Genomic DNA, 23,733 nt, shown 5'->3' with positions numbered 1-23,733 from the left:
AGAAAAGACGCCAATGAAAAATATCCGCAATTTTTCCATTATCGCTCACATTGACCATGGTAAAAGCACTTTAGCGGATTGTTTGATTTCTGAATGCAACGCTATCAGTAACAGAGAAATGACCAGCCAAGTGATGGACACTATGGATATTGAAAAAGAAAGGGGCATTACGATTAAGGCTCAAAGCGTGCGCTTGAATTACACTTTTAAGGGGGAGGATTATGTTTTAAACCTCATTGACACCCCAGGGCATGTGGATTTTAGCTATGAAGTGTCTCGCTCTTTGTGTTCATGCGAAGGGGCGTTATTAGTGGTAGATGCCACTCAAGGCGTGGAAGCGCAAACCATCGCCAACACTTATATCGCTTTAGATAACCATTTAGAAATTTTACCAGTGATCAATAAAATTGATTTGCCCAATGCGAATGTTTTAGAAGTCAAACAGGATATAGAAGACACGATAGGGATTGATTGCTCTAATGCTAATGAAGTGAGCGCTAAAGCCAGGCTTGGCATTAAAGATTTGTTAGAAAAAATCATTACGACCATTCCTGCCCCTAGCGGTGATTTTAACGCTCCCTTAAAAGCGCTCATTTATGATTCATGGTTTGACAATTATTTAGGGGCGCTAGCGTTGGTGCGCATCATGGATGGGAGAATCAACACAGAGCAAGAAATTTTAGTGATGGGAACGGGTAAAAAACACGGCGTTTTAGGGCTATACTACCCCAACCCTTTGAAAAAAATCCCTACTAAAAGTTTAGAATGCGGTGAGATTGGCATTGTGAGTTTAGGGCTAAAAAGCGTTACGGATATTGCGGTAGGCGACACGCTCACAGACGCTAAAAACCCTACCCCTAAACCCATTGAAGGCTTTATGCCGGCTAAACCCTTTGTTTTTGCGGGGCTTTACCCTATAGAAACGGATCGGTTTGAAGATTTAAGAGAAGCGTTATTGAAACTCCAGCTTAACGATTGCGCTTTAAATTTTGAGCCTGAAAGCTCTGTGGCGCTTGGCTTTGGCTTTAGGGTGGGCTTTTTAGGGCTATTGCACATGGAAGTGATTAAAGAAAGGCTGGAAAGGGAATTTGGCCTTAACCTCATCGCTACCGCTCCCACGGTGGTGTATGAAGTGCATTTGACGGATAATAGCATCAAATACGTTCAAAACCCTAGCGAATTGCCCCCTGAAAATTGTATCGCTTGCATCAAAGAGCCTTTTGTGAGGGCGACGATCATCACGCCGAGTGAATTTTTGGGTAATTTAATGCAGTTATTGAACAATAAAAGAGGCATTCAAGAAAAAATGGAATATTTGAACCAATCTCGTATCATGCTCACTTATTCCTTGCCGAGCAACGAAATTGTGATGGATTTTTATGACAAGCTCAAATCTTGCACTAAAGGGTATGCGAGCTTTGATTATGAGCCGATAGAAAACAGAGAGGCCCATTTGGTGAAGTTAGATGTGAGGGTGGCAGGCGATGTGGTGGATGCGCTTTCTATCATTATAGATAAAAACAAGGCGTATGAAAAGGGGCGCGCTTTAGTGGAAACGATGAAAGAGCTTATCCCAAGACAGCTTTTTGAAGTCGCTATCCAAGCGAGCGTGGGGAATAAAATCATCGCCAGAGAGACGATCAAATCTGTCGGTAAGAATGTAACGGCTAAGTGCTATGGGGGCGATATTACACGGAAAAGAAAACTTTTAGAAAAACAAAAAGAGGGCAAGAAACGCATGAAAGCTATCGGTAAGGTGGAGCTTCCCCAAGAAGCGTTTTTAGCGATATTAAAGATCGATTAGGGCATTGCTAAGTCTATGGCAAAACATAGAAATTATGAAATTTTAAATCTCATAGGCTATGCTTTGGCGAAATTTGATAATGATTTTATTAAAGAATTTGGCTTTTCTACTAAAAATGCTTTTTTTGAATATTGCGTCCAAATTGGCCTAGCTGACACGACTGGCGTTATCAAAAATCGCATGGATTTATTTGATTATTTTTTTCCTAACAAACGCAAAGGTTGGTGGCAAAAAGGCGATGCCTATATCCATAGAAAATTATGGATTGATAGCTTGTTTAAAGATGAAGACGCTAAAGGTTTTAGCCATATTGTGAAATGGTTTTTGCAAGAACAATACGGAATCAAAGATTTAGGCATTACCCCTAACGCTTACCTCAAAACCCAATATAAAAGCATGCAAGAAACAGGTTTAGAAGCCGAATTGTATTTCTTAAACCACTATAAAAACATCAAAATATTTTCTTGTGGGCATTTAAAAGACATGCGTCTTTTTGGCGATGGGTATGACTTCTATATTCAAACCAACAAGCGAGCGTTTTTAGTGGAAGTTAAGGGGATTAGGGAAAAGCAAGGGCCATTGAGATTGACTCAAAAAGAATATGAGCAAGCACAAACTTATAGCCATGATTATGTGCTTGTGGTGGTATTGAATTTAAGTGAAAAACCCCATCTTTTGTCCATTGCTAACCCCTTAAAACATTTAGAGTTTAAGGCATGCGAGAGGAAGCAAAAAAGCATTTTGGAATACCACTTAATAGGGCAAATAAAATAGCTTCACAAAGAGCTTGTTGCAACTCCAACACTATAAAGAGAATTGGCAGATTTTGATTGACTTGGCGTTGGAGTAAAAATATAAAATCACATTTATAAATAAAAAAAAAGATCTCTTTAGATAGGGTGTTGGTTATGCTAAAAAGGCGCAATCAAATTAGAAAAGAATGACTTGCTCTTAAACCCTAGTTTAGTGGAAGCAGAAAGAAAATTTTTACAAGCTTTTGGAATGGCTCTATCTTAAAATGAACGCTGATAATCAAGTGGATAATAAAAAAGCTTGATTGGGGCGATAAAAACATTAAGGGAATTAGAAACCAATGGGACACTCTCTAATCATTACGGAGACGGCACCAACTATAGCGTCTCAAACCTTAATGGGAATATCCTACCACAAACGAGCTTAAACCACAAGAACCATAACAATCAAAATTGGGACACTTGCTTACAGAATACCACAATAAAGAGCGTTTTTAAACAACAAACGAAATAATTAAAAATTGAATTATTGTTGAATAGCTAGCGGCTATAAAGAGAAGCTTGCGTTACCGTCTACTTTGCAAGCGATTACAAAAGAAAAGGCATTTAATTCTTTAAACTCTTTTAAAACTAATCCTATATAAAAAAGATTAACAAGGCTTTTAAAAAAGCGTTATTAGGGAGTTAGGGTATCGCAAAAACCCTCCTATGGATTTTAAAATCGCCAAAAATTTAAGCTTTTGTAGCGAGTTTGTTGATCGCTTCAGCGTTCATGTCGTCTTGGTGGGTTTTTAGCACTTTAGAATACATGTCCAAAAAGCGGTTGATTTCAATCAAAGCGCTCATCTCACGCACCGCATTGACATTGCTTTTTTCTAGCATGGATTGTCTTAACGCGCCAGAGTCAGAGACTTGATGGACGCCTTCGCCCTGATAAGTATAAAGGTTTTGCCCTATTTTTTTAAGGTTTTTTGGTTCGCTAAAACTCACTAAAGCTAACGCGCCCGCTTGAATTTGGGCTTCATTATCCCTAAAAGTGATTCCACCATTTTGATCCACTTCAATTTCAGCGTCAGGCATGAGCATGATCCCTCCTTTTTCGTTCAAGCCAGAGCGTGAAAGCACCTTAAAGCCATTAAGAGTAACTAAAAAGCCGTCTTTATCCACGCTAAAATGCCCATCTCTGGTATAAGCGACGCCCTCATTAGTTTGTATCGCAAAATAGAGGTTAGGGCTTGTTAGGGCAAAATCTAGGGGGTTATGCGTTTCTTCAAACGCGCCAAGGCTTCTATCCGTATAGATTTCTGATAGAATAGGCACACGATTGAGATTGCGGTTTAAATACTTCGCGCTCGCTTTGGTTTGATCTTCTAAGGGCAGTTGCTCTCGGTATTGTTGGTAAAGCCTTAAAAAATCGCCCGTAACCGCATCGTCTCTTTTAAAGCCATTGGTGTTTAAATTAGCTAAATTATTAGAAGTTAAATCCAAGCGGTTAAATTGTGTCGCCATAGCTCCAGTGGCTGCATAATACCCATTTTGCATGCAAGAATCCTTTTAAAAAGAAAAATTATAGCAAAAATTAAATAAAAACAGATTCATTCCAAATAGGTTTTTTTAGGGAATATGATAACCATAACCATAAAGATAACAATACTCAACATGACATAGCCCACAAATCCCGCTTCAAAACCATGTTGTTTGAATTGCAACGCTACATAACTCGCGCTCCCTCCAAAAAGCGCATTCGCAATCGCATAGGCTAAACCCACGCCAAGCGCTCGCACATGTTCAGGGAATAATTCCGCTTTAATGACCCCAGCAATGCAAGTGTAAAAACTCATGCTGCTCAATGCGAGTATTTCATAAAATAGGGCTTCATACACGCTAGTGGCATGCTTGATACCATAAAAGACAACAGGCGTTACAATAAGCCCTGTGATCGCAAAAACCATCAGCATTTGGGTGCGTTTGATTTTATCCGCAAGCATCCCGCATAAGGGCTGTAAGAAGATAAAATAAGAGAGCGCTAAAAGCATGATGAAACTGCTTTCTTTAGGGCTGAATGATGAGCTGTTGGTTAAAAAGATCTTTAAATACACCGTAAAAGTATAAAAACACAAACTCCCTCCCATAGTTAGCCCAAAGACTATCATTAAGGCTTTTTTATGGTGGAGCAATTCCTTTAAACTGCCTCTTTGGGTTTCTTCTTTAATAGTGTTTTTGGAAGTTGTTTTGCTATCCATGGTTTCTTCCATGATATTTCTTAAAAAGAGCGAGAGTAGGGCTAATATACCCCCTAAAGCGAATAAATAACGCCAAGCGAACGCGCTGATTTGCTCATGCGTGTAAATATTTTCAACGATAAAGAGAGAAAAAATAGCTAAGAGTTGCCCTCCAACTAAAGTTACATATTGGAAAGATCCATAAAAACCTTTTTTGCCATTCTTGCCTAATTCAGAGAGGTAAGTAGCGACCACGCCATATTCTCCTCCCACGCTAAAGCCCTGTAAAAGCCTGGCTAATAATAAAAACAAGAACGCCCATTCCCCTACGATTTCTTTAGTGGGGAGCAATGCGAGCAAAAAAGAGCCTAGCGCCATAAGGATAATGGAATACACCATAGAAGTTTTACGCCCCTTTTTATCCCCCAATTTACCAAAAAACAAACTCCCCAAAGGGCGCATGAAAAACCCTAGCATAAAAACCAAAAAAGCTGAAATTAGCGCTAAAGTGGGGTCGTTCGTGTGGGTAAATTCCTTAGCAAAATAAGGAGCGAGAAACGCATAAGCGTAAAAGTCATACCATTCCACTAAATTGCCTGAACTAGCGGCTAAAAGGGATTTTAAGGGTTTTTTGGTGGCGAGTTGGGGGTTCATGGCTATCCTTGAACATGAAATTTTTAGGTAATTTTACTAGGAGTTAGGGAAACCACAGATAATATTTGATTAATAGATGAAAGGTTGGTATCGTTTGTATCATTGAGAAAAGTTTTTTAAAAATTAAAAATAATGTTTCTATTGCCAATATTTAATGAAAACAAAGCCTAAAAGTTTTGCAAAATCTCTCTGTTGCCTTTGGCGTTTCTTGGGGATAAAAAGCCTTGAGCTTCTAATTCGTCAGTAATGGTAGCGGCTTGGTTGTAGCCGATTTTTAATTGGCGTTGTAAAAAACTCGTAGAAGTGATCTTTTTTTCTAAAATCACCGCTTTAGCCCTTTCTAAAATGTCATCGCCTTGATAGTTATGGGTGTCTAAAGGCATGCGCGATTCTTCTAGCAAGAAATCTTTATCGTATTCCACTTCTTTTTGGGCTTTAATAAAATCCACGATTTTTTTGATTTCATCTTCAGTGGCAAAGGGGGCATGCAAGCGCACTAACCCATTCGCTCCTGGGGGGGTAAAGAGCATATCGCCCCTTCCTAACAAGCTTTGTGCCCCATCGGTATCTAAAATCACTTTAGAATCAATTTTAGTGCCTACCCTAAAACTCACCCTTGAAGGCAAGTTGGTTTTAATCAAGCCGGTTACGACATCCACGCTTGGGCGTTGGGTCGCTACAATGAGGTGTAAACCGCTCGCTCGCCCCATTTGAGCGATTCTGGCGATAGGAAACTCCGCTTCTTTGCCTCCTGTCATCATGAGATCCGCTAATTCATCAATCACTACAATCAAATAGGGGAACGCTTCAACGCCGTTATTTGGGGCTTGCTCGTTGTAAGAATCAATGGTTTTAACCTTGTATTCGCTCATTAAAGAATATCGGCGCTCCATTTCTTTAGCCACGCTCTGTAAAGCCCCAATAGCTTTTTTAGGGTCGGTGATAATGGGCGTGAGTAAATGAGGGATGTCCGCATAAATGCTAAATTCTACCATTTTGGGATCGATCATCACTAATTTGAGCTGATCGGGGGGGTTTTTATAAAGTAAGGATAAAATCATCGCATTCACGCCCACGCTCTTACCGCTTCCTGTCGTGCCGGCGATGAGCAAGTGGGGGAGCTTTTTTAAATCCGTGATGAAAGGGTTGCCCACAATGTCTTTGCCTAAAGCTAGAGTTAAGGGCGAGCTGGATTTTTGAAACAATTCGCTCTCTAAAATTTCTCTTAAATAAATAATTTGGCTTTGGCTGTTAGGGATTTCAATGCCAACGACATCTTTACCCTTAATAGGGGCTTGAATGCGAATGGATTCAGCGCATAAAGTCATTGCTAAATCATCGCTCAAGCCTAAAATGCGGCTCACCTTAACATTGGGGGCTGGGCGGAATTCAAAAGTGGTTACAATAGGGCCTGAATAAGTGCGGATAATATCGCCATCAATTTTAAAGGTGCGCAGTTTGCTCAATAAATCCTGGATTTTTTGGTCAATCTCGTTTTCATCTAAAGAAGTGTCCTTCAAACAAACCGCATTCAATAATTGCGTTGTGGGAAGCTCATAATCTTTGGGTTTTTGCACTTCGCCATAATCCAATCCGTCTAATATCTCTTTATTTTCGCTCAATTCTTTAACCATAACGGGTTTTTTAGCGCTTGTGGGGGTTGCTGGGCTAAAGTTTGGAGCGTCTTGTGTTTCTTTTTCTTCTTCTTTTATCATTTCTTCTTGCGCGTTTTCTTGCGGGCTTTCTTCTTTTTTTGGATGGTTTGGGGCTTTGTGGTTTTGTGTTTTGTTGTCATTTTCTGTGTTGGGCGCAGATGCGGGCATGATAGGTTTGGGCGTGGTGGGCGTAAGAGTTTCTTGTTTAATTTCTTTTAAAGTGGGGCTAATGGGGTTGGAAAAATCATCAAATCGGTTTCTTTTAGGGTAAATGGTGTAATGGGTAGGGGGGTTTGGGGAAATTTGAACCAAGCCTTCTTGCGGCTTTAGATCGTTTAAAGTCGTGTTATAGGGGGTGGGGATCGCTAGAAACGATTCTTCGTTAGGGGTTTTGTGGTTTTCATCAATGGGGTTTTCTTTGAGATTTTCTTTTTCTTTAGGGTTGTTGGTTTCTTTTTTTTGAAGATCTGATAAGGTGTTTTCAAAACCCTCTTTTTTCAGGCTAAAATTAGGGCTAAAGGCTTGTAAGCATTGTTTGTAAATCTCTTTTAAAAGGCTTTGTGTTTTGTTCATATAAGGATAAAAAACGCTTTTAGGGGGCAGTTTGAATAAAATCAAATAAGAAATAACTACCATAAGCATTATCAGCGCATAAAGCCCAAAGTCCCCTATAAAAGGGCGTAAAAACAAACACGCACTGTTGCCGATTTCCCCTTGATTCAATAGGCTAGATTGCAAAAAGAGTAAAGATAAAATGCCTAATAGATGCCCTAAAGTTTTTTCTAAAACGATTTCTGTAAAAGGGTTTTTAGTCTTGTATAAAAGGAATAAAACCCACGCTAAATAGGGTAAGTTGATGAATGAAAGATACCCAAAATATTTTTTATTGAGTGCGGCAAACCATACCCCAAAACGCCCCACTAAACCGCTATTACCCAGCCATGAAGATAGGGTTAAAAACGCTAATAAAACCCCTATGATTAAAGCCAAATAAAGTTTTTTAGATTTCATCGGTTGCACATGTCTTTAAAAGAGCAATATTCACAATCTTTAACTTCTAAAGTTTTTTCAAAATCCATTTCTTGTTTGAGCTTGGGGATAAGGGAAAATTCCAAATGATCCATTTTGGCCTGTAAAATAAGCTCATCTTCTTCCACTAATTCGCCCTTTCTCAAATCATAAAAAAAGGCTTTTATAGGCTCTTTGTAGCCCAGATTTTTAAGGGCAAACGCATAGATGGCCATTTGATAATCGGTGCTGATTTGAGCGATTTCTATGGGGCTTAAGCCTCCTCTTTGTTTTTTGCTCATGTTGTCTAATTTCAACTCGCTTTTGAATTTGTAATCCAATAAAATAATCTCATTGTCAGCCGTTTTGTCAATCCTGTCTATGCGCCCTTTAAACGCAACGCCTTGAATGGCCGTTTCAAAGCTTTTTTCAAGATCAAGGATTTTGATTTTTGCCTTAAAGCGTTCTTTTTCTTTAGTATAAAAAGCCTGGATTTTTTTAAGCGCTATAAGAGTGTCTAAACGCTCTTTAGGGGTAATGTTTTCTCTTGTTTCTAAGAGCCAAATAAGCCTCTCTTCTAATGCATAGGGGTTTTTGTCTTTTTCATAAGCTTCTTTTAAAAGTTCATGGAGCAAACTGCCCACAGCGCTATTACTTTCGTCTTTAGGGCTTTCTTTGAATCGCTTCATGTAGTGGTAGTAAAAACGGCGCTTGCAAGTTAAAAAAGCGTTCAATGAGCTAGCGCTAAAGCTAAAATCTTTAGGGATAGCGGCTTTGATTTCTTCTTCTTGGTAGTCTTTTAAAGGACTTGGTGCAAAAAGCGTGTAAGCGTCTTTGATAGGCTCTGTATGCAAATTTAATTCTAAAAGCATGTTAGAAACTTTTGAAGTTTCGCTCTCTATATAAGAAAGTGTTATTTCTTTAGAGTTTTTAAAGAGTTGGTAGTAATAGTGTTTTTGCAAATTTTTCTTATCTAATAAAGTGGGGAGATTGAGCGATTTTCTTAAAGCAGAGTTTAAAAACAAATCGCAATCTTTAAGGCTTGGCACGCAAGTTTCATTAAAATCTACAATAACGATTTTATCAAATTGCATGCCCCTTGTCTCTAAAGTGTCCATGACTCGTATTTTGCCCCCGCTAGAATCGTCTAAGCGGAAATTGGCTTCAAATTCTTGCAAATACAAATGCAATAAATCTTTAAGGCTGTAGTTTTTAAGCGTGTCTTTTAAAAGATGATACTGGTGCATGATTTGAGAATGCACTTCTTTTAAGGGTGCTTTTTCTTTAGAGCTTTGTTGTTCTAAAAGCGGGAGCGTGAGATTTTCCAAATCCAATAAAGGCGATGCGCTCAAATCAAAACCGCTTGTTTCTAAATCTTCTAAGATTTTGACAAGCTCTGTATAATAAGGGCTGTTTTTAGCCCCTAATCCCATCGCAAAATTCAAATTGTTGTTTTTGTCTAAGAGTTTTAAAAAAGGTAAAAAATCCGCATTAGGCGTGATGATCGCCATTTTATTAGGATCGTTATCTTTTTGCAAATATTCTTCTATGGTTTGTAAAACTAAAGCGCCTTGTTTTAAATAACTGGAGTTAGCATAAAGCTTTGGCTCTATTTTTTGATCATTAAAAGTTTGAGAAAGGATCTTTTGGGTTTTAAAATCAATGGAATAATCGCAATCTGTTTCTAATTTGAGATTGAGAAATTCCAAGAATTTTTGATTGTATTTATCGCATGACAGGTGTAAAGTGATAGGCACTAACTCCGCCACTTCTAATAAGCATTGCCTTTCAAAAACGCTCATAAAGCCGTCTAAATGCCATTCAATGGAGGAAAAATGTGCAAAAAATTCTTTTAAAATGGTGGGCTTTTCTTGCATGATTTTGTCATAAAAGCCTAATTCTTCTAGCTTTTTAATGTAGCGATCATAAATCATTTCTAAGACTTCTAAATGCTTTTCATAATCCAAGTAAATGTCTTTAAAAGAAAGTTCATTGAGCTTGATGCAAGCAGAACTTAACTCATCAAACAAATCAAACAAAAAGGAGGTGCTTTCCAAATACCCTAAAAAGCTGTTTTCAAAAAGTAAAAGCCCTTCAAGAATGGATTTTTTTTCTTTAGCGATAGCCTTAATGGTGTCTATCATTAAAATTTGGCGTGCGTTTTTAGGGATTTTCTTTTTATTAGGGATGTAAAAAGCCTGTTCAAAAAAATTCCCCATGCTCATTGCGTTAGGCAAAAACCCTTCGCCTTGCTCTAAATAGAAATGTTTTAAACGCCTAGTGGAGCTAAAAACAAACAAGGGGGTTTTTTCTAAAAAAAGTTTTTCTAAGTTCATGCGTTGAGCAACCTTTTAGCTTGAGCGGTGATGTTTTCAACGCTAAAGCCAAATTTTTCAAAGAGTTTATCGCCCTTTGCTGAACTCCCAAAAGAATCCATGCCAATGATTTTATCCGCAAAACGATACCACTCTATCGCGCGGCTCGCTTCAATCACTAAAACTTTACCCTTAAAAAGTTCTTTAAGATAGCTTTCATCTTGCTCTATCAATAAATCAAAGCATGGCACGCTCACCACTTGAGTGGGGATATTTTCTCGCTCTAAAATTTTAGCGCTCTCTAAAGCCAAAGAAACTTCGCTCCCGCTCGCAACCAGCGTGATAATGGGATCTTTAGAGTGGTGTTTAACATACGCCCCTTTTAAAACCTGATCTTTAGAGACCTCATCAAGCACAGGTAAATTCTGGCGCGATAAAATAAGCCCGCTAGGAGCGTTCAAACTTAACGCTACTTGCATGCAAGCCGTATTTTCAAAAGCGTCGCTGGGTCTGAAAGCATAGAAATTGGGCAAAGCGCGCAAATGGCTCAACTGCTCTATAGGCTGGTGCGTCGCCCCGTCTTCGCCCACGCCAATGCTGTCATGCGTAAAGATAAAAAGGGCTTTTAATTTCATTAAAGCGCTCAAACGAATGCTGGGCATCAAGTAATCGCTAAACACAAAAAAGGTCGCGCAAAAAGGCACAAACAAGCCATACGCCGCTAAAGCGTTAGTGATAGCCCCCATGGCATGCTCTCTGATCCCAAAATGCAAGTTTTGCCCTAAAGGGAAATCGCCAGAGTGTTTTAATTGCGTGTTATTAGACGGAGCTAAATCCGCGCTCCCCCCCAAAAAGCCCTCGCATTCTTTAGCGATAGCGTTTAAAATCATGCCGTTACTCACTCTCGTGGCTAAAGATTCGCCTTCTTTAAAGGTGGGGTAATGGATGGTGTTAAAATCAAAATTCTTTAACGCATGGATCTTTTCTTTTATTTTAGGGCTTAAGGATTTTTCCCATAAGGCTTCTAAACTAACGCCCCTAACTTTCACTTCTTCAAAATGCATTTTGTTTTTTGGGCTAATGATAAAGCTTTCATCAGGATTGATTTGAGCGTTTTCTTTGGATTGCTTTAACACTTCTTTATTTAGGGGTGAGCCATGCGTTTTTTCACTCCCCTCTAAGCCAATAGCTCCCTTACCAATAATCGTATGAGCGATTAAAAGCGTGGGTTTGGTGGATTTTTTGGCTTCTTCTAAAGCGTTATGAATCGCTTGATAGTCATGCCCATCGCATTCTAGCACTTCCCAATTTTGCGCCAAAAACCGCATCTTGACCTGTTCGCTGAAACTAATATTAATAGCGCCTTCAATACTGATCTGATTACTATCATAAATCACAATGAGGTTATTCAGGTTGAGGTGCCCGGCTAAAGAAGCGCTCTCATAACTAATGCCTTCTTGCAAATCCCCATCCCCACACAAGCAATAGACTTTATGAGAAATGGCTTCTTTATCTAAAAGGTTTTGAGCGTATTGACTCGCCATGCTAAAGCCCACAGCGTTAGCAAAACCTTGCCCCAAAGGCCCAGTCGTGATCTCAATGCCTTCGGTGTGGTGCAATTCGGGGTGTCCTGGGGTTTTAGAGTGTAATTGCCTGAAACGCTTTAAATCTTCCAAGCTCAAATCAAAGCCCCACAAATGCAACAAACTATACGCTAACGCGCTCGCATGCCCTCCGCTAAAAACCAGCCTGTCCCTGTTGAGCCATTTAGGGTTGGTGGGGTTTAGGTTTAGGTGCAAGCTTAAAACCACCATCACATCGGCTAATCCCAAGCACACGCCCGGATGCCCGCTATTGGCCATATCTATCATGTCCGCACACAAAAAGCGCAGCGTGTTGGCCATGCTTTTTAATCGTTCCAAGTCAGCGTTACTAAATTGCATCAAATTTTTCCATTTTTAAGGTTTTTAAAAGCCATTTTAACACAAATTATCTCAAAATCTCTTTGGCTCTTAAGATGTCTTGTTGGATCTGATTTTTAAGCTCTTTTAACGAAGAAAAACGCATGTTTTCTCGTATTTTTTGAACCCAACGCAAAGCGATTTCTTTGGGCGGTTTTTCTATGATGGTATCAAGCACATGGCATTCTATGGCGAAATGTTGATCCGTGCTTAAGCGATTGCCTATAAAACTCACGCTTTTTTGATAAATTGGATCTTTTACTTTCACTAAACTCGCATACACCCCAAAACTAGGGAGAATAAAATCTTTAGTTTTTATATTTAAAGTAGGCGCTAATTCTTTATGCCCTAAGCCTTGATCGCTAATGACTTCCCCGCACACTTCATAAGGCCTGCCTAAGAGCTTGTTGGCTAAAGACAAGTCGCCATGACTTAGGGCTAGTTTGATGGTTTTAGAATGCACGCTAATCTCTTGAATTTTCACTTCAGGCACAATAATGGTTTTTTCAAAACGCTCTTTTAAAAACAAAGCGTCATTTTGTCTTTCATGCCCAAACCTGAAATCATAGCCCACCACTAGGCGTTCTAAATGGGGGAATTTCTTTTTTAAAAGATCTAAAAATTCTAAAGCGTTTAATTGCGAAATCTCTTCTAAATACACAAAAAATAAAGGCATGCCCACGAGTTTAGCGCGGTATTTTAGGGGGGTTAAATAGCCTTTAGTGTAATATTTTTTTTCTATGATTAAAAGGGCTTTGGGATCTTTTAATTCCTTAAAAAGGGCTTGATGCCCTAGATGCAAGCCATCAAATTTACCAATAGCTAAGCTTTTAATCTCAGGCTCGCTTGAAATGGATAAAAAATTCAACATTCCCATTCTTCCCTTTCACTAAGCTTTCTTGGATCTTTAAGATTTGAAAATCCTTTGTTTTTAAATGGTTTTTAAAGTTTTCTAAAGCGTTCAAAATGGCTTCTTTATCCAACACCACCCCCTTTTTATTGCGTTTTGTCGCTCTGCCCACTTCAAATTGAGGTTTGAAAAGCGCCAAAAATTCACCGCTTAAAGGCAAAATCGCTTCTAAAATACAATATAAAGAAATAAAGCTCACATCACAAAGCACTAAGTCAATTTTTTCTGGCGTTTTAAACCCTCTAATATCGCATTCTTCATAACATTCTATGCGCTTGTCTTGTTTCAAACCCTCATCTAATTGCATTTTCCCCACATCCACGCAAAGCACCTTTTTAGCCCCTTTTAAAAGAGCCACTTCACTAAAGCCCCCCTTACTCGCTCCCACATCTAAAACCACCTTTTTTTTAAAATCTATAAAGTGATCTTCTAAAAAAGCCACTAATTTTTCCCCAGCCCTGCTAACGAATAGGTTTGTAGCGATGAGTTCAATCTTATCGCCCTCTCTCACCATAAAAGAGGGTTTAGAAACCACCATTTTATTGACTAAAACCTGATTTTTTAAAACCAACGCTTTAGCTTTTTCTCTGCTATTCACTAAATGCTGGTTGAATAAAGCGTAATCTAAGCGCATTAAAATTGAGGTAAGGGGACTTGATAAGCGAAATTAAAAACAATCTTGCCTAAACTATAGGCATCAAGCTCTAGTTTGGCTTCTTGCACCGCTAAATAATCCAATTTGTCAAAAGCGAGTAAAAAGGCTCTGCTCCAGCGATTCGTGGTTTCTAAAATGCCATCAAATTCATCTTTTGTGATTTCTCGCACCCATAAAGGCTCTTTTCCTATAGGTTTTGTGCCAAAAAGTTCATAAGAAATATAGCCATCATCAATCCAGTCGTTATTTTGCGTGAAAATCTCCACTAAAAAATACTCATGGTCATAGTAAGCGCCGCTATCCACATCGTTTAAATGCGTAGCGATAGCCGTGATGATAGGCACATTATTTTGGGTGATTTCGCCTTTCCTGCTGGCTTGGATCTTTTTTTCTAAAATGAGATCCGGCGTGTAAGTGTCTTCATTAAAATTGCTCACACACCCTAAACAAAAGAATAAAAACACCAGAAGCGTTGAGAGATTTTTCAAGCCCATTCCTTGCTAAAACCCATGCCATTTTTAGATAAAATAAAACCCATATTATAACCAAAAGGGGGTTTTATGCCAAAAAAATGCCGACACTTGCTCCAAACCAGCGATTTAAGCCTAGATGAAATCAAGCTTTTATTAAAAAAAGCGAGCGTTTATGCGAACGATTTTAACGCCGTGTCTTTAGAAACAAAAGAAAAAATGCAAAATAAAATCATCGTGGCTTTATTTTTTGAAAATTCCACCAGAACGGTTTCTAGTTTTGAAATCGCAAGCTTGAGATTGGGGGCAAAAATCGTGAAATTAAACATGCAAACAAGCTCCGCTTCAAAGGGTGAAACTCTAATAGACACTTTTAAAAATATCCATGCCATGCAGCCTGATGCTATCATCACACGGCATGCTTTTTCAAGCGCGCCTTTTAAATTAGCCGAATTTTCACAATGCCCCTTGATTAATGCAGGAAGCGGCGTAAGCGCTCATCCTACCCAAGCGTTATTGGACTTGCTCACCCTTTATCAGCATTTTGGCGGTTTAGAAAATTTAAAAGGGAAAAAAATCGCTTTCATAGGCGATGTGAAAAATTCAAGAGTGGCTAATAGCAACATTAAATTGCTCCAAAGGCTAGGGCTTGAGATCATGCTGTGCGCTCCAAGCTCCATGCTCCCTAGCGTTTCTTTAAAAACGACGCACAACATTGAAGAAGCGATAGAATTTGCAGACATTTTAATGAGTTTGAGGACCCAAACCGAACGGCACAACGCGCCCATTTTTGCGAGCTTGAAAGATTATGGCAACGCTTATTGCATTACTCAAAAACGCCTAGAGACTCACGCTAAAAATAAAGAGGTCATTATTTTACACCCAGGCCCGGTGCATAGGGACATTGATATAGAAAGTGCAGTGTTAGAAGATAAGCGATCTAAAGTTTTAGAGCAAGTCAAAAACGGCGTGGCGATGCGCATGGCGGTGTTGGAGTTTTTGCTATTAAATTAAGCATCAAACTTAAAAAATGCTTTTTGGCATTTTTTAAAATCAATATGAGAACTTTTGTATGAGAACTTTCACATTAAAAAAATGGGTTTGGTTATAAAACGGCACAAAAACCCCAATTTGATTAAGTTTTGATTTACTTTATCTCATTTTATTATGAAACTAAAAAAATTTCGTTATAATCTAAAATAGTTGAGTTAATTAAAAGTAAATAAATAGCTTGATTACGCTTCTTTGTTTTTAGATCAGTTAAGAATTGTAGTCTTTAAGATGTATTGGCTATTAAAAGGAAAAAAATGAAAAATAGCACGCCTTTAAAGAATAAAGTTTTTTGTGGGTTATATGTTTTAAGTTTAAGCACTTCTTTGCAAGCGTTTGATTATAAAATTGAAGTTTTAGCGGAGTCCTTTTCTAAAGTTGGCTTTAATAAAAAAAAGATTGATATAGCTAGGGGGATTTATCCTACAGAAACCTTTGTAACCGCTGTAGGGCAGGGCAATATCTATGCGGATTTTTTATCCAAAGACCTTAAAGATCAAGGGCATGTTTTAGAGGGAAAAATTGGCGGAACAATCGGTGGGGTCGCTTATGATAGCACGAAATTCAATCAAGGCGGATCGGTTATTTATAATTACATCGGTTATTGGGATGGCTATTTAGGGGGTAAAAGAGCCTTGCTGGATGGCACGAGTATCCATGAGTGCGCGCTTGGGTCGGATGGCAAGGTGATTGATTCTATAGCGTGTGGGAATGCTAGGGCCAATAAAATCCGCCGTAATTATGTGATGAATAACGCTTTTTTAGAATACCGCTATAAGGATATTTTTTTAGCTAAAGGAGGGCGTTACCAATCTAGCGCTCCTTACATGAGCTCTTACACGCAAGGTTTTGAAATCAGCGCTAAAGTCAAGGATAAAAATGAAGGGATCCATAAATTATGGTGGTTTAGCTCATGGGGTAGGGCGTTCGCTTATGGGCAATGGATTTATGATTTCTATTCTCCAAGAACCGTGATTAAAAACGGGCGCACTTTGAATTATGGTATCCATTTAGTGAATTACACTTATGAAAGAAAAGGGGTTAGTGTTAGCCCTTTTTTCCAATTTTCGCCCGGGACTTATTATAGCCCTGGAGTGGTTGTAGGCTATGATAGTAACCCTAATTTTAATGGCGTGGGCTTTAGATCAGAAACAAAAGCTTATATTTTGCTCCCTGTCCATGCCCCCTTAAAAAGGGATACTTATCGTTACGCTATAAAAGCAGGCACCGCCGGGCAAAGCTTGCTCATTAGGCAACGATTTGATTACAATGAATTTAATTTTGGAGGAGCGTTTTATAAAGTGTGGAAAAACGCAAACGCTTACATCGGCACGACAGGAAATCCTTTAGGCATTGATTTTTGGACCAATAGCGTTTATGATATAGGACAAGCCTTAAGCCATGTGGTAACCGCTGATGCCGTCTCTGGTTGGGTTTTTGGTGGGGGCGTGCATAAAAAGTGGCTGTGGGGGACTTTATGGCGTTGGACTAGCGGCACTTTAGCTAATGAAGCGAGTGCGGCTGTTAATGTGGGCTATAAGATCAGTAAGAGTTTGACAGCGAGCGTGAAATTAGAATATTTGGGCGTGATGACGCATGCAGGCTTTATGGTAGGGAGTTATAAGCCCACGCCTGGCTCTAAAGCGCTTTATTCAGACAGGAGCCATTTGATGACAACTCTTAGCGCTAAATTCTAATTAATCGCTTTAAGCTGTTTATTAAAGCGTTAAAAATCCCTTAATAAAAACACTATAATACGAGTTTAATCAAATCCATAAGGTTAAACATTTGAAACTCTTTTTCAGGCGTTATTCTAAATATCTTAAAGAGCATTATAAAAGTTTTATAGTGGTTTTATTTTCTTCTTTAGTGGTGGCTTTAAGCACGGCTTGGGGGACTTATTTAGTCAAGCCCACTTTAGATGAAATTTTTATCAATAAAGACACTCAAATGCTCAAAATCCTGCCTTTTTTAGTGATTTTGGCGTATTTGGGTAAGAGTGGGGGCATGTATTTAGGCACTTATTTCACTAACTTTATCGGGCTTGATATTGTCAAAAAAATACGCAACACTATGCTAGAAAGCCTTCTCAAAATGGAAATGGATTTTTTTAACAGGACGAAAAAGGGCGAATTGATCGCAAGAATCACCAATGATATAGGTTTGATCAGAGCGAGTTTGTCCAATTACCTTTCAGAGAGCATAAGAGAGGGGCTAACGATCGTTGGGTTAGTGGGGGTGGTGGTTTATCAAAGCCCTAAATTAGCGTTAGTGGGGCTAGTGATCATGCCACTAGCCGCCATTCCTATCAGTAAAATCATTCGTAAGGTTAAAAAACTCGCTAAATCCCATCAAGAGAGTAACGCCAAAATCACCGCTCGTTTGAGTGAAGTCTTTAACAATGTGGAAGCGATTAAAATCTCTAATGGCGAAAAATTAGAGCATAAGGCTTTTGTGAAAGAAAATGAAGCGTTTTTTAAAATCGGCATCAAAAACATCGCCGTGGCTGAAATTTCTTCGCCTTTAATGGAGTTTTTAGGCTCAATCGCTATAGCGCTAGTGATTTATTTAGGGGGGAATGAAGTGATTAGGGGCCATATTAGCGTGGGGGCGTTTTTTTCTTTCATCACGGCCCTTTTTATGCTCTATACGCCGATCAAACGCTTGACTAGGATCGTTTCTAATTTTCAAGAAGCCTTTGTCGCTAGCGACAGGATCCATGAGATTTTAGAAAGAGAGCCGGCTATTGTTGATGGGGAATTAACGCTAGATGACGCTATACACACCATAGAATTTAAAAAGGTATGGCTGGCTTATGCACTAGATAATCAAGAGCACTATGTTTTAAGCGATATTAGTTTGAAATTCCAACAAAATGAAATCATCGCTTTAAAAGGCGAAAGCGGGAGCGGTAAAAGCTCATTAGTGAATCTGATCTTACGCCTTTATGAGCCAAGCCAGGGCGAAATTTTCATTAATGATCAAAAAATAGAGAGCATCACTCAAAAATCCTTGAGAGAAAAGATTAGCGTTGTCACTCAAAGGGTGTTTATTTTCAACGGGAGCGTGGCTGAAAATGTGGCGTATGGTTTAGAAATTGATGAGGTCAAAATCAAAGAATGCTTAAAAAAAGCTCAAGCCTTAGATTTTGTGGAAAAAATGCCTCATGGGATAGAGAGTGTTTTAGATGAATTTGGCACCAATCTTAGCGGCGGCCAACGCCAAAGAATCGCCATTGCAAGAGCTTTGTATAAAGACGCTCAAGTTTTAATCTTTGATGAGGCCACTTCCGCTTTGGACAATAACACAGAAGAGAGCGTTAAACAAAGCATTTTAGAATTGAAACAAAATCGTTTGATCATTCTCATCTCGCACAACCCAAGCACGCTAAAATTAGCCACTAAGCATGTGAAATTAGAGCATGGGCGTCTGATAGAATGCTAAGGGTTTTAAGCGTTGGTGTTGTTTTTGTTTTACTAGGGTGTCAGTTTTTCAACAAAACAACGCTCCATTTGAAATATAAAGATTACCCCAAAAATAGCGCTTTAAAAACCGCTTCCACTTTAACCCCCCCTAAAATCTTTTTTAACGCCCGTTTTGTGCCGCCCTTTTACCAAAAAGAATTTAAAAAAGCGATCACCCAACAAATCGCTTATTTTTTAAAAGATAAAAAGGGTTTCACTCTCAATGTTTCAGGCAATGTTTTTTTTTCTTTTGAAGAGAGTCCTAAAAATTTAAAAACCATTAAAGAAAGGCTTAAAAAGACGATTGAGCCTAACGCTGACCCAAAATCCGTCATGCGTTTTTTAAACCTTCAAGCGAGCTTGATTTTAGAATGCGTCCCGCAAACCGCTTGCCCGTTTGACACCCTTTTAATCCCCACCGCTTTCAGCGTGCCTGTTTATTACGCTAATCGTTTGGGCGATAACCCCTCTCTTTTTTCCCAAGAAGACAAAACCTATCATAACGCTTTAATCAAAGCCCTTAATAAGGCTTACTATTCTCTTATGGAGGGTTTAGAAAAGCGTTTGAACGCTATAGAAAATGCAGAGTGGCTTTAAAGCATGAAAAAGATTGCATTGTTTATTTTTGTCATTTTGTTTTCGGTAGGGATTTATTTGGCGTGGCATGTTTTATTGGAAAAAGCCCTAGAATTGAAATTAGTAACATCAGCTAATGATTTGCTTTTAAAATTGTTAGCAATTCTTGGCGTTTTTTCAATGTTAGTGCTTTTTCAAGGCGTTATTTCTTCGTATAAGAAGCGTCAACTCAAACGCACCTTACAAAAAATAGACGCCATGAACGGCTTTGAATTTGAAGAATATTCCAAAATCTTTTTCACTTCAAAGGGTTTTGAAGTGAGCATCACGCAAAAAAGCGGCGATTATGGAGCGGATTTGATTATAGAAAAAGACGGCATCAAGTGGGCGGTTCAAGCCAAACGCTACTCGCATAAAGTTTCGCCCAAAGCCATTCAAGAGGTGGTCTCTTCTAAAGCTTACTACGCTTGCGAAAAAGCTTGCGTGATCACCAATAGCTATTTCACGCAAGCCGCTCAAAAACTGGCTCAAGCTAACGGAGTGCTTTTGATTGATAGAGACGAATGGGTCAGGTTTTTGGGTGGGAAAAACTAATCTGGTTAAAAATTTTTTAGAGCAATTTGCAGAAAATAATCAAAAAACAAGTCTTAAAATTTTCTAATTTAACAAAATATATTACAATTATCTAAATAATATTATTTTTACAAAAAGGCACGCTGTGAAATTGTGGTTTCCTTATTTTTTAGCGATTGTGTTCTTGCATGCATTAGGTTTAGCGTTGCTCTTTATGGCTAATAACGCTTCGTTTTATGCGGCGGCGTCTATGGCTTACATGCTAGGGGCAAAGCACGCCTTTGATGCGGATCACATCGCTTGCATAGACAACACCATTAGAAAGCTCACCCAACAAGGCAAAAACGCCTATGGTGTGGGGTTTTACTTTTCTATGGGGCATTCAAGCGTGGTGATTTTAATGACCATCATCAGCGCGTTTGCGATCGCTTGGGCTAAAGAGCACACGCCGATGCTAGAAGAAATAGGGGGGGTAGTGGGGACTTTAGTTTCTGGGCTTTTCTTGCTCATTATAGGGCTATTGAATGCGATTATTCTCTTGGATTTATTAAAAATATTTAAAAAATCGCATTCTAATGAAAGCCTGAGCCAGCAACAAAATGAAGAGATTGAACGGCTTTTAACGAGTAGGGGCTTACTCAATCGCTTTTTTAAGCCCTTGTTTAATTTCGTTTCCAAGTCGTGGCATATTTATCCTGTGGGTTTTCTTTTTGGGCTAGGCTTTGATACCGCTAGTGAAATCGCGCTTTTGGCCCTCTCTAGCAGCGCGATTAAAGTGAGTGTTGTGGGCATGCTCTCTTTACCCATTCTTTTTGCTGCTGGCATGAGTTTGTTTGACACTTTAGATGGGGCGTTCATGCTCAAGGCGTATGATTGGGCGTTCAAAACCCCTTTAAGAAAAATCTATTACAATATTTCTATTACAGCCTTAAGCGTGTTTATCGCGCTTTTTATCGGGTTGATTGAGCTTTTTCAAGTCGTTAGCGAGAAACTCCATTTAAAATTTGAAAACCGCCTTTTAAGCACCCTACAAAGCCTGGAATTTACAGACTTAGGCTATTACTTGGTGGGCTTATTCGTGATAGCGTTTTTAGGCTCATTCTTTTTATGGAAAATCAAGTTTTCTAAATTAGAGGGCTAGATTTTAAGCCCTCAAATCATCGCTTAACAAATCTTTAAGGCTTTTATTTGAAAAACTTGGCATAAAGGCTTTAGGGTTTGAAAGGCTTTCACTCAAATAGCCTAATAATTCCTTAATTTCGTTTAATTTTTCTTCCAAATAAGCTTGAAACCCGCCCACATTTTCCAATAAATTCAAAGGATTATCCACAATCATGGAAAAAACTTCATCGTTAATGGCAATGTTGAGCTGAGTGTCAAACAAAGGAGAGGCTAAAAACTGGCAATTTTCTACAATTTCTCGCAATTCCTGTTTAACGATAGAAGCTTGCAAAGCGTCTTTATCTTCTAAACCCATGCTCTTATTGAAAAGCTTTTTGCAAGCGATTTGCAAGACTTGTAACGCTCCAACGCTCTCGTTTATATTTTTCATGTCCCTACTGAATTTAGCGATTTGTTGGGATTTTTCTATCGCATTGGTTTTAAAATCGCTTGTTTCAACACCGCCCAAATGCTTTTGAAGAGTTTTTAAAATATCCATAAAAAACCTTTTAAATAGAATTGATCATTCACAAGCATTTTTCGTTCCTTTTTTATGGAAACTTTAAAAAACACCCTTAAAAAGGTTTTTAGGTATAATTAGCGATCTTTTAGTTTCAAATAGTAGAGAGATGGGATGAAAAAAATATGGCTTTTGGTGTGGGGCTTGTGTTCTTGGGTGTTTTTGCATGCGATAGAAACGATAGAAAAAGCCCCTACAAATGTAGAAGACAGAGACAAAGCCCCCCATTTGTTGCTTTTAGCAGGGATTCAAGGCGATGAGCCTGGGGGGTTTAATGCAACTAATTTGTTTTTAATGCACTATAGCGTTTTAAAAGGCTTGGTGGAAGTGGTTCCCGTATTGAATAAGCCTTCCATGTTAAGAAATCATAGGGGCTTGTATGGGGATATGAACCGCAAATTTGCCGCTTTAGACAAGAATGACCCTGAATACCCCACTATCCAGGAAATCAAATCCTTGATTGCAAAACCCAATATAGACGCTGTCTTGCACTTGCATGATGGCGGTGGGTATTACCGCCCTGTTTATATTGATGCGACGCTCAATCCTAATCGTTGGGGGAATTGCTTTATTATTGATCAAGATGAGGTTAAAGGGGCGAAATTCCCTAACTTGCTTGCTTTTGCAAACAATACGATTGAGAGCATCAACGCCCATTTATTGCACCCCATTGAGGAGTATCATTTAAAAAACACGCACACCGCACAAGGCGATACAGAAATGCAAAAAGCCCTAACTTTTTATGCGATCAATCAAAAAAAGAGTGCTTTTGCCAATGAAGCCAGCAAAGAGCTCCCTTTAGCGTCAAGGGTGTTTTACCATTTGCAAGCCATTGAGGGCTTACTCAATCAACTCAATATCCCTTTTAAGCGCGATTTTGAACTTAACCCTAACAGCGTGCATGCCCTAATCAATGATAAAAACTTATGGGCAAAAATCGGCTCTTTGCCTAAAATGCCCCTTTTTAACTTACGCCCTAAACTCAATCATTTCCCTTTACCTAATAACACTAAAATCCTACAAATCCCCATAGAGAGCAACGCTTACATTGTGGGGCTAGTCAAAAATAAACAAGAAGTGTTTTTAAAATACGGCAACAAGCTCATGACACGACTATCGCCCTTTTATATAGAGTTTGATCCTTCTTTAGAAGAAGTGAAAATGCAAATTGACAATAAGGATCAAATGGTTAAAATAGGGAGCGTGGTTGAAGTGAAAGAGAGTTTTTATATCCATGCTATGGACAATATCCGTGCGAATGTGATTGGCTTTAGCGTTTCTAATGAAAGTAAGCCTAATGAAACGGGTTATACGATTAGATTTAAAGATTTTCAAAAACGCTTTTCACTGGACAAGCAAGAAAGGATCTATCGCATAGAATTTTACAAAAATGATGCGTTTAGTGGGATGATCTTGGTGAAATTTGTGTAGGGATAGATAAACCTTGCCAAAAGATCTAATAGTGTTTTTTAAGGCAATGCCTGATAAAATATGATAGCCGCCAATAAAGGATAGTGATGCCAGACATTAGAAATCTTTATTTATCATTACCTGACTTAACAAATAGGCTAAGCAAAATAAGCAATAGACTTTACGCCATGCATTCATCTTGTTCTTTTTCAGCAAGGGAATATTGTGTTTTAGAAATAATGCATGAGATAATCCAAAAGGGTCCAAAAGGGTATGGATGGCTTAATACAGCGACTAGACAATGACTTAAAAGATGGTAACTCTCGTATTCGTGTCCCTATTGAATGCATACAAGGCTTATGCCTTGTTGGCAACAATATGAAACCTGATGGAGCTATGCATGTTGTTTGTTAAAATCTGTGAACTTATTCGCTCATCATTCAAAAGCCATTTATCTTGCGACTCCCTTTCTTTGATTGGTGGTGTGATTAGCGGCTTGAACAAGCAGATTCGTTTGTATCAAAAATGGAAATGAGAAAAGGAAAATACGATAACTTCTTTCTCTTCTTATGG

The 23,733-nt window shown here is 38.8% G+C and carries 20 protein-coding genes; 11 read left to right on the top strand and 9 right to left on the bottom strand.

Going from position 1 to position 23,733, the window contains the following annotated elements; genetic code table 11:
* Positions 1 to 13: 13 nt before the first annotated feature.
* The 3 genes from lepA (at position 14) to QAP06_RS05695 (ending at position 3,070) form a co-directional block, all read left to right on the top strand.
* Positions 14 to 1,804 carry a translation elongation factor 4 gene (gene lepA, locus QAP06_RS05705; protein ID WP_286467579.1) on the top strand — a complete coding sequence of 597 codons (1,791 nt, stop codon included), beginning with the start codon at positions 14 to 16 and terminating at the stop codon, positions 1,802 to 1,804.
* 15 nt (positions 1,805 to 1,819) lie between these two features.
* Positions 1,820 to 2,578: a protein NO VEIN domain-containing protein gene (locus QAP06_RS05700; protein ID WP_286465385.1), complete on the top strand. Its 759-nt coding sequence runs from the start codon at positions 1,820 to 1,822 to the stop codon at positions 2,576 to 2,578.
* Between the two features lie 279 nt (positions 2,579 to 2,857).
* Positions 2,858 to 3,070, top strand: coding sequence for a hypothetical protein (locus QAP06_RS05695; RefSeq protein ID WP_286465383.1), 213 nt, complete (start codon positions 2,858 to 2,860; stop codon positions 3,068 to 3,070).
* Positions 3,071 to 3,288: 218 nt separating this feature from the next.
* Here QAP06_RS05695 and QAP06_RS05690 read toward each other — a convergent pair whose 3' ends face one another.
* The 8 genes from QAP06_RS05690 to QAP06_RS05655 all read right to left on the bottom strand — a co-directional run bounded on the left by QAP06_RS05690 (position 3,289) and on the right by QAP06_RS05655 (position 14,430).
* Positions 3,289 to 4,098, bottom strand: a complete 810-nt coding sequence (locus tag QAP06_RS05690; protein WP_286465381.1) for a flagellar hook-basal body protein — start codon at positions 4,096 to 4,098, stop codon at positions 3,289 to 3,291.
* A 53-nt stretch (positions 4,099 to 4,151) separates the two neighbouring features.
* Entirely contained in the window at positions 4,152 to 5,432 is a 1,281-nt protein-coding gene (locus tag QAP06_RS05685) for an MFS transporter (RefSeq protein ID WP_286465379.1), read from the bottom strand.
* 167 nt (positions 5,433 to 5,599) lie between these two features.
* The gene (locus tag QAP06_RS05680) at positions 5,600 to 8,098 is read right to left on the bottom strand and encodes a DNA translocase FtsK (protein WP_286465377.1); all 2,499 of its coding nucleotides are present in this window, start codon (positions 8,096 to 8,098) and stop codon (positions 5,600 to 5,602) included.
* Positions 8,095 to 10,431: an ATP-dependent deoxyribonuclease AddB gene (addB, locus tag QAP06_RS05675; protein WP_286465375.1), complete on the bottom strand. Its 2,337-nt coding sequence runs from the start codon at positions 10,429 to 10,431 to the stop codon at positions 8,095 to 8,097. The genes QAP06_RS05680 and addB overlap by 4 nt, the downstream gene beginning before the upstream one ends.
* Positions 10,428 to 12,353 carry a transketolase gene (gene tkt / locus QAP06_RS05670; protein ID WP_286465373.1) on the bottom strand — a complete coding sequence of 642 codons (1,926 nt, stop codon included), beginning with the start codon at positions 12,351 to 12,353 and terminating at the stop codon, positions 10,428 to 10,430. Before tkt ends, addB begins: the two co-directional genes overlap by 4 nt.
* 46 nt (positions 12,354 to 12,399) lie before the next feature.
* Entirely contained in the window at positions 12,400 to 13,242 is an 843-nt protein-coding gene (locus QAP06_RS05665) for a bifunctional riboflavin kinase/FAD synthetase (RefSeq protein ID WP_286465371.1), read from the bottom strand.
* The gene (gene tlyA, locus QAP06_RS05660) at positions 13,208 to 13,915 is read right to left on the bottom strand and encodes a 23S rRNA (cytidine-2'-O)-methyltransferase TlyA (protein WP_286465369.1); all 708 of its coding nucleotides are present in this window, start codon (positions 13,913 to 13,915) and stop codon (positions 13,208 to 13,210) included. The genes QAP06_RS05665 and tlyA overlap by 35 nt, the downstream gene beginning before the upstream one ends.
* Complete coding sequence (locus QAP06_RS05655) at positions 13,915 to 14,430, bottom strand: hypothetical protein (RefSeq protein WP_000523557.1); 516 nt, start codon at positions 14,428 to 14,430, stop codon at positions 13,915 to 13,917. Before QAP06_RS05655 ends, tlyA begins: the two co-directional genes overlap by 1 nt.
* Positions 14,431 to 14,496: 66 nt before the next feature.
* Between QAP06_RS05655 and pyrB the strand changes: the two genes are divergently transcribed.
* The 6 genes from pyrB to QAP06_RS05625 all read left to right on the top strand — a co-directional run bounded on the left by pyrB (position 14,497) and on the right by QAP06_RS05625 (position 21,210).
* Positions 14,497 to 15,420, top strand: coding sequence for an aspartate carbamoyltransferase (pyrB, locus tag QAP06_RS05650; RefSeq protein ID WP_286465367.1), 924 nt, complete (start codon positions 14,497 to 14,499; stop codon positions 15,418 to 15,420).
* Between the two features lie 293 nt (positions 15,421 to 15,713).
* The gene (hofB, locus tag QAP06_RS05645) at positions 15,714 to 17,153 is read left to right on the top strand and encodes an outer membrane beta-barrel protein HofB (protein ID WP_286465365.1); all 1,440 of its coding nucleotides are present in this window, start codon (positions 15,714 to 15,716) and stop codon (positions 17,151 to 17,153) included.
* Between the two features lie 91 nt (positions 17,154 to 17,244).
* Positions 17,245 to 18,900 (top strand): ABC transporter ATP-binding protein, encoded by a 1,656-nt coding sequence (locus QAP06_RS05640; RefSeq protein ID WP_286465363.1) that lies wholly within the window; start codon positions 17,245 to 17,247, stop codon positions 18,898 to 18,900.
* Complete coding sequence (locus QAP06_RS05635; protein WP_286465361.1) at positions 18,894 to 19,517, top strand: neuraminyllactose-binding hemagglutinin family protein; 624 nt, start codon at positions 18,894 to 18,896, stop codon at positions 19,515 to 19,517. Before QAP06_RS05640 ends, QAP06_RS05635 begins: the two co-directional genes overlap by 7 nt.
* A gap of 3 nt (positions 19,518 to 19,520) precedes the next feature.
* Positions 19,521 to 20,090 carry a restriction endonuclease gene (locus QAP06_RS05630; protein WP_286465360.1) on the top strand — a complete coding sequence of 190 codons (570 nt, stop codon included), beginning with the start codon at positions 19,521 to 19,523 and terminating at the stop codon, positions 20,088 to 20,090.
* A gap of 124 nt (positions 20,091 to 20,214) precedes the next feature.
* Positions 20,215 to 21,210 carry a HoxN/HupN/NixA family nickel/cobalt transporter gene (locus tag QAP06_RS05625; protein ID WP_050842103.1) on the top strand — a complete coding sequence of 332 codons (996 nt, stop codon included), beginning with the start codon at positions 20,215 to 20,217 and terminating at the stop codon, positions 21,208 to 21,210.
* 3 nt (positions 21,211 to 21,213) lie between these two features.
* Here the strand turns inward: QAP06_RS05625 and QAP06_RS05620 are convergent, their stop codons facing one another.
* On the bottom strand, positions 21,214 to 21,729 hold the full coding sequence (locus tag QAP06_RS05620; protein WP_286465357.1) for a flagellar FLiS export co-chaperone: 516 nt from the start codon (positions 21,727 to 21,729) through the stop codon (positions 21,214 to 21,216).
* A gap of 135 nt (positions 21,730 to 21,864) precedes the next feature.
* On the opposite strand from QAP06_RS05620, the gene csd4 reads away from it, so the two are divergent.
* Positions 21,865 to 23,181, top strand: a complete 1,317-nt coding sequence (csd4, locus tag QAP06_RS05615) for a DL-carboxypeptidase Csd4 (protein ID WP_286465353.1) — start codon at positions 21,865 to 21,867, stop codon at positions 23,179 to 23,181.
* A gap of 379 nt (positions 23,182 to 23,560) precedes the next feature.
* On the top strand, positions 23,561 to 23,695 hold the full coding sequence (locus tag QAP06_RS05610) for a hypothetical protein (RefSeq protein ID WP_286465351.1): 135 nt from the start codon (positions 23,561 to 23,563) through the stop codon (positions 23,693 to 23,695).
* Positions 23,696 to 23,733 lie beyond the last annotated feature (38 nt).

It is taken from the genome of Helicobacter pylori (assembly GCF_030323545.1).
GTDB classification, from domain to species: Bacteria; Campylobacterota; Campylobacteria; order Campylobacterales; family Helicobacteraceae; genus Helicobacter; species Helicobacter pylori_CO.
This window is presented reverse-complemented; position numbering and strand designations above follow the sequence as displayed.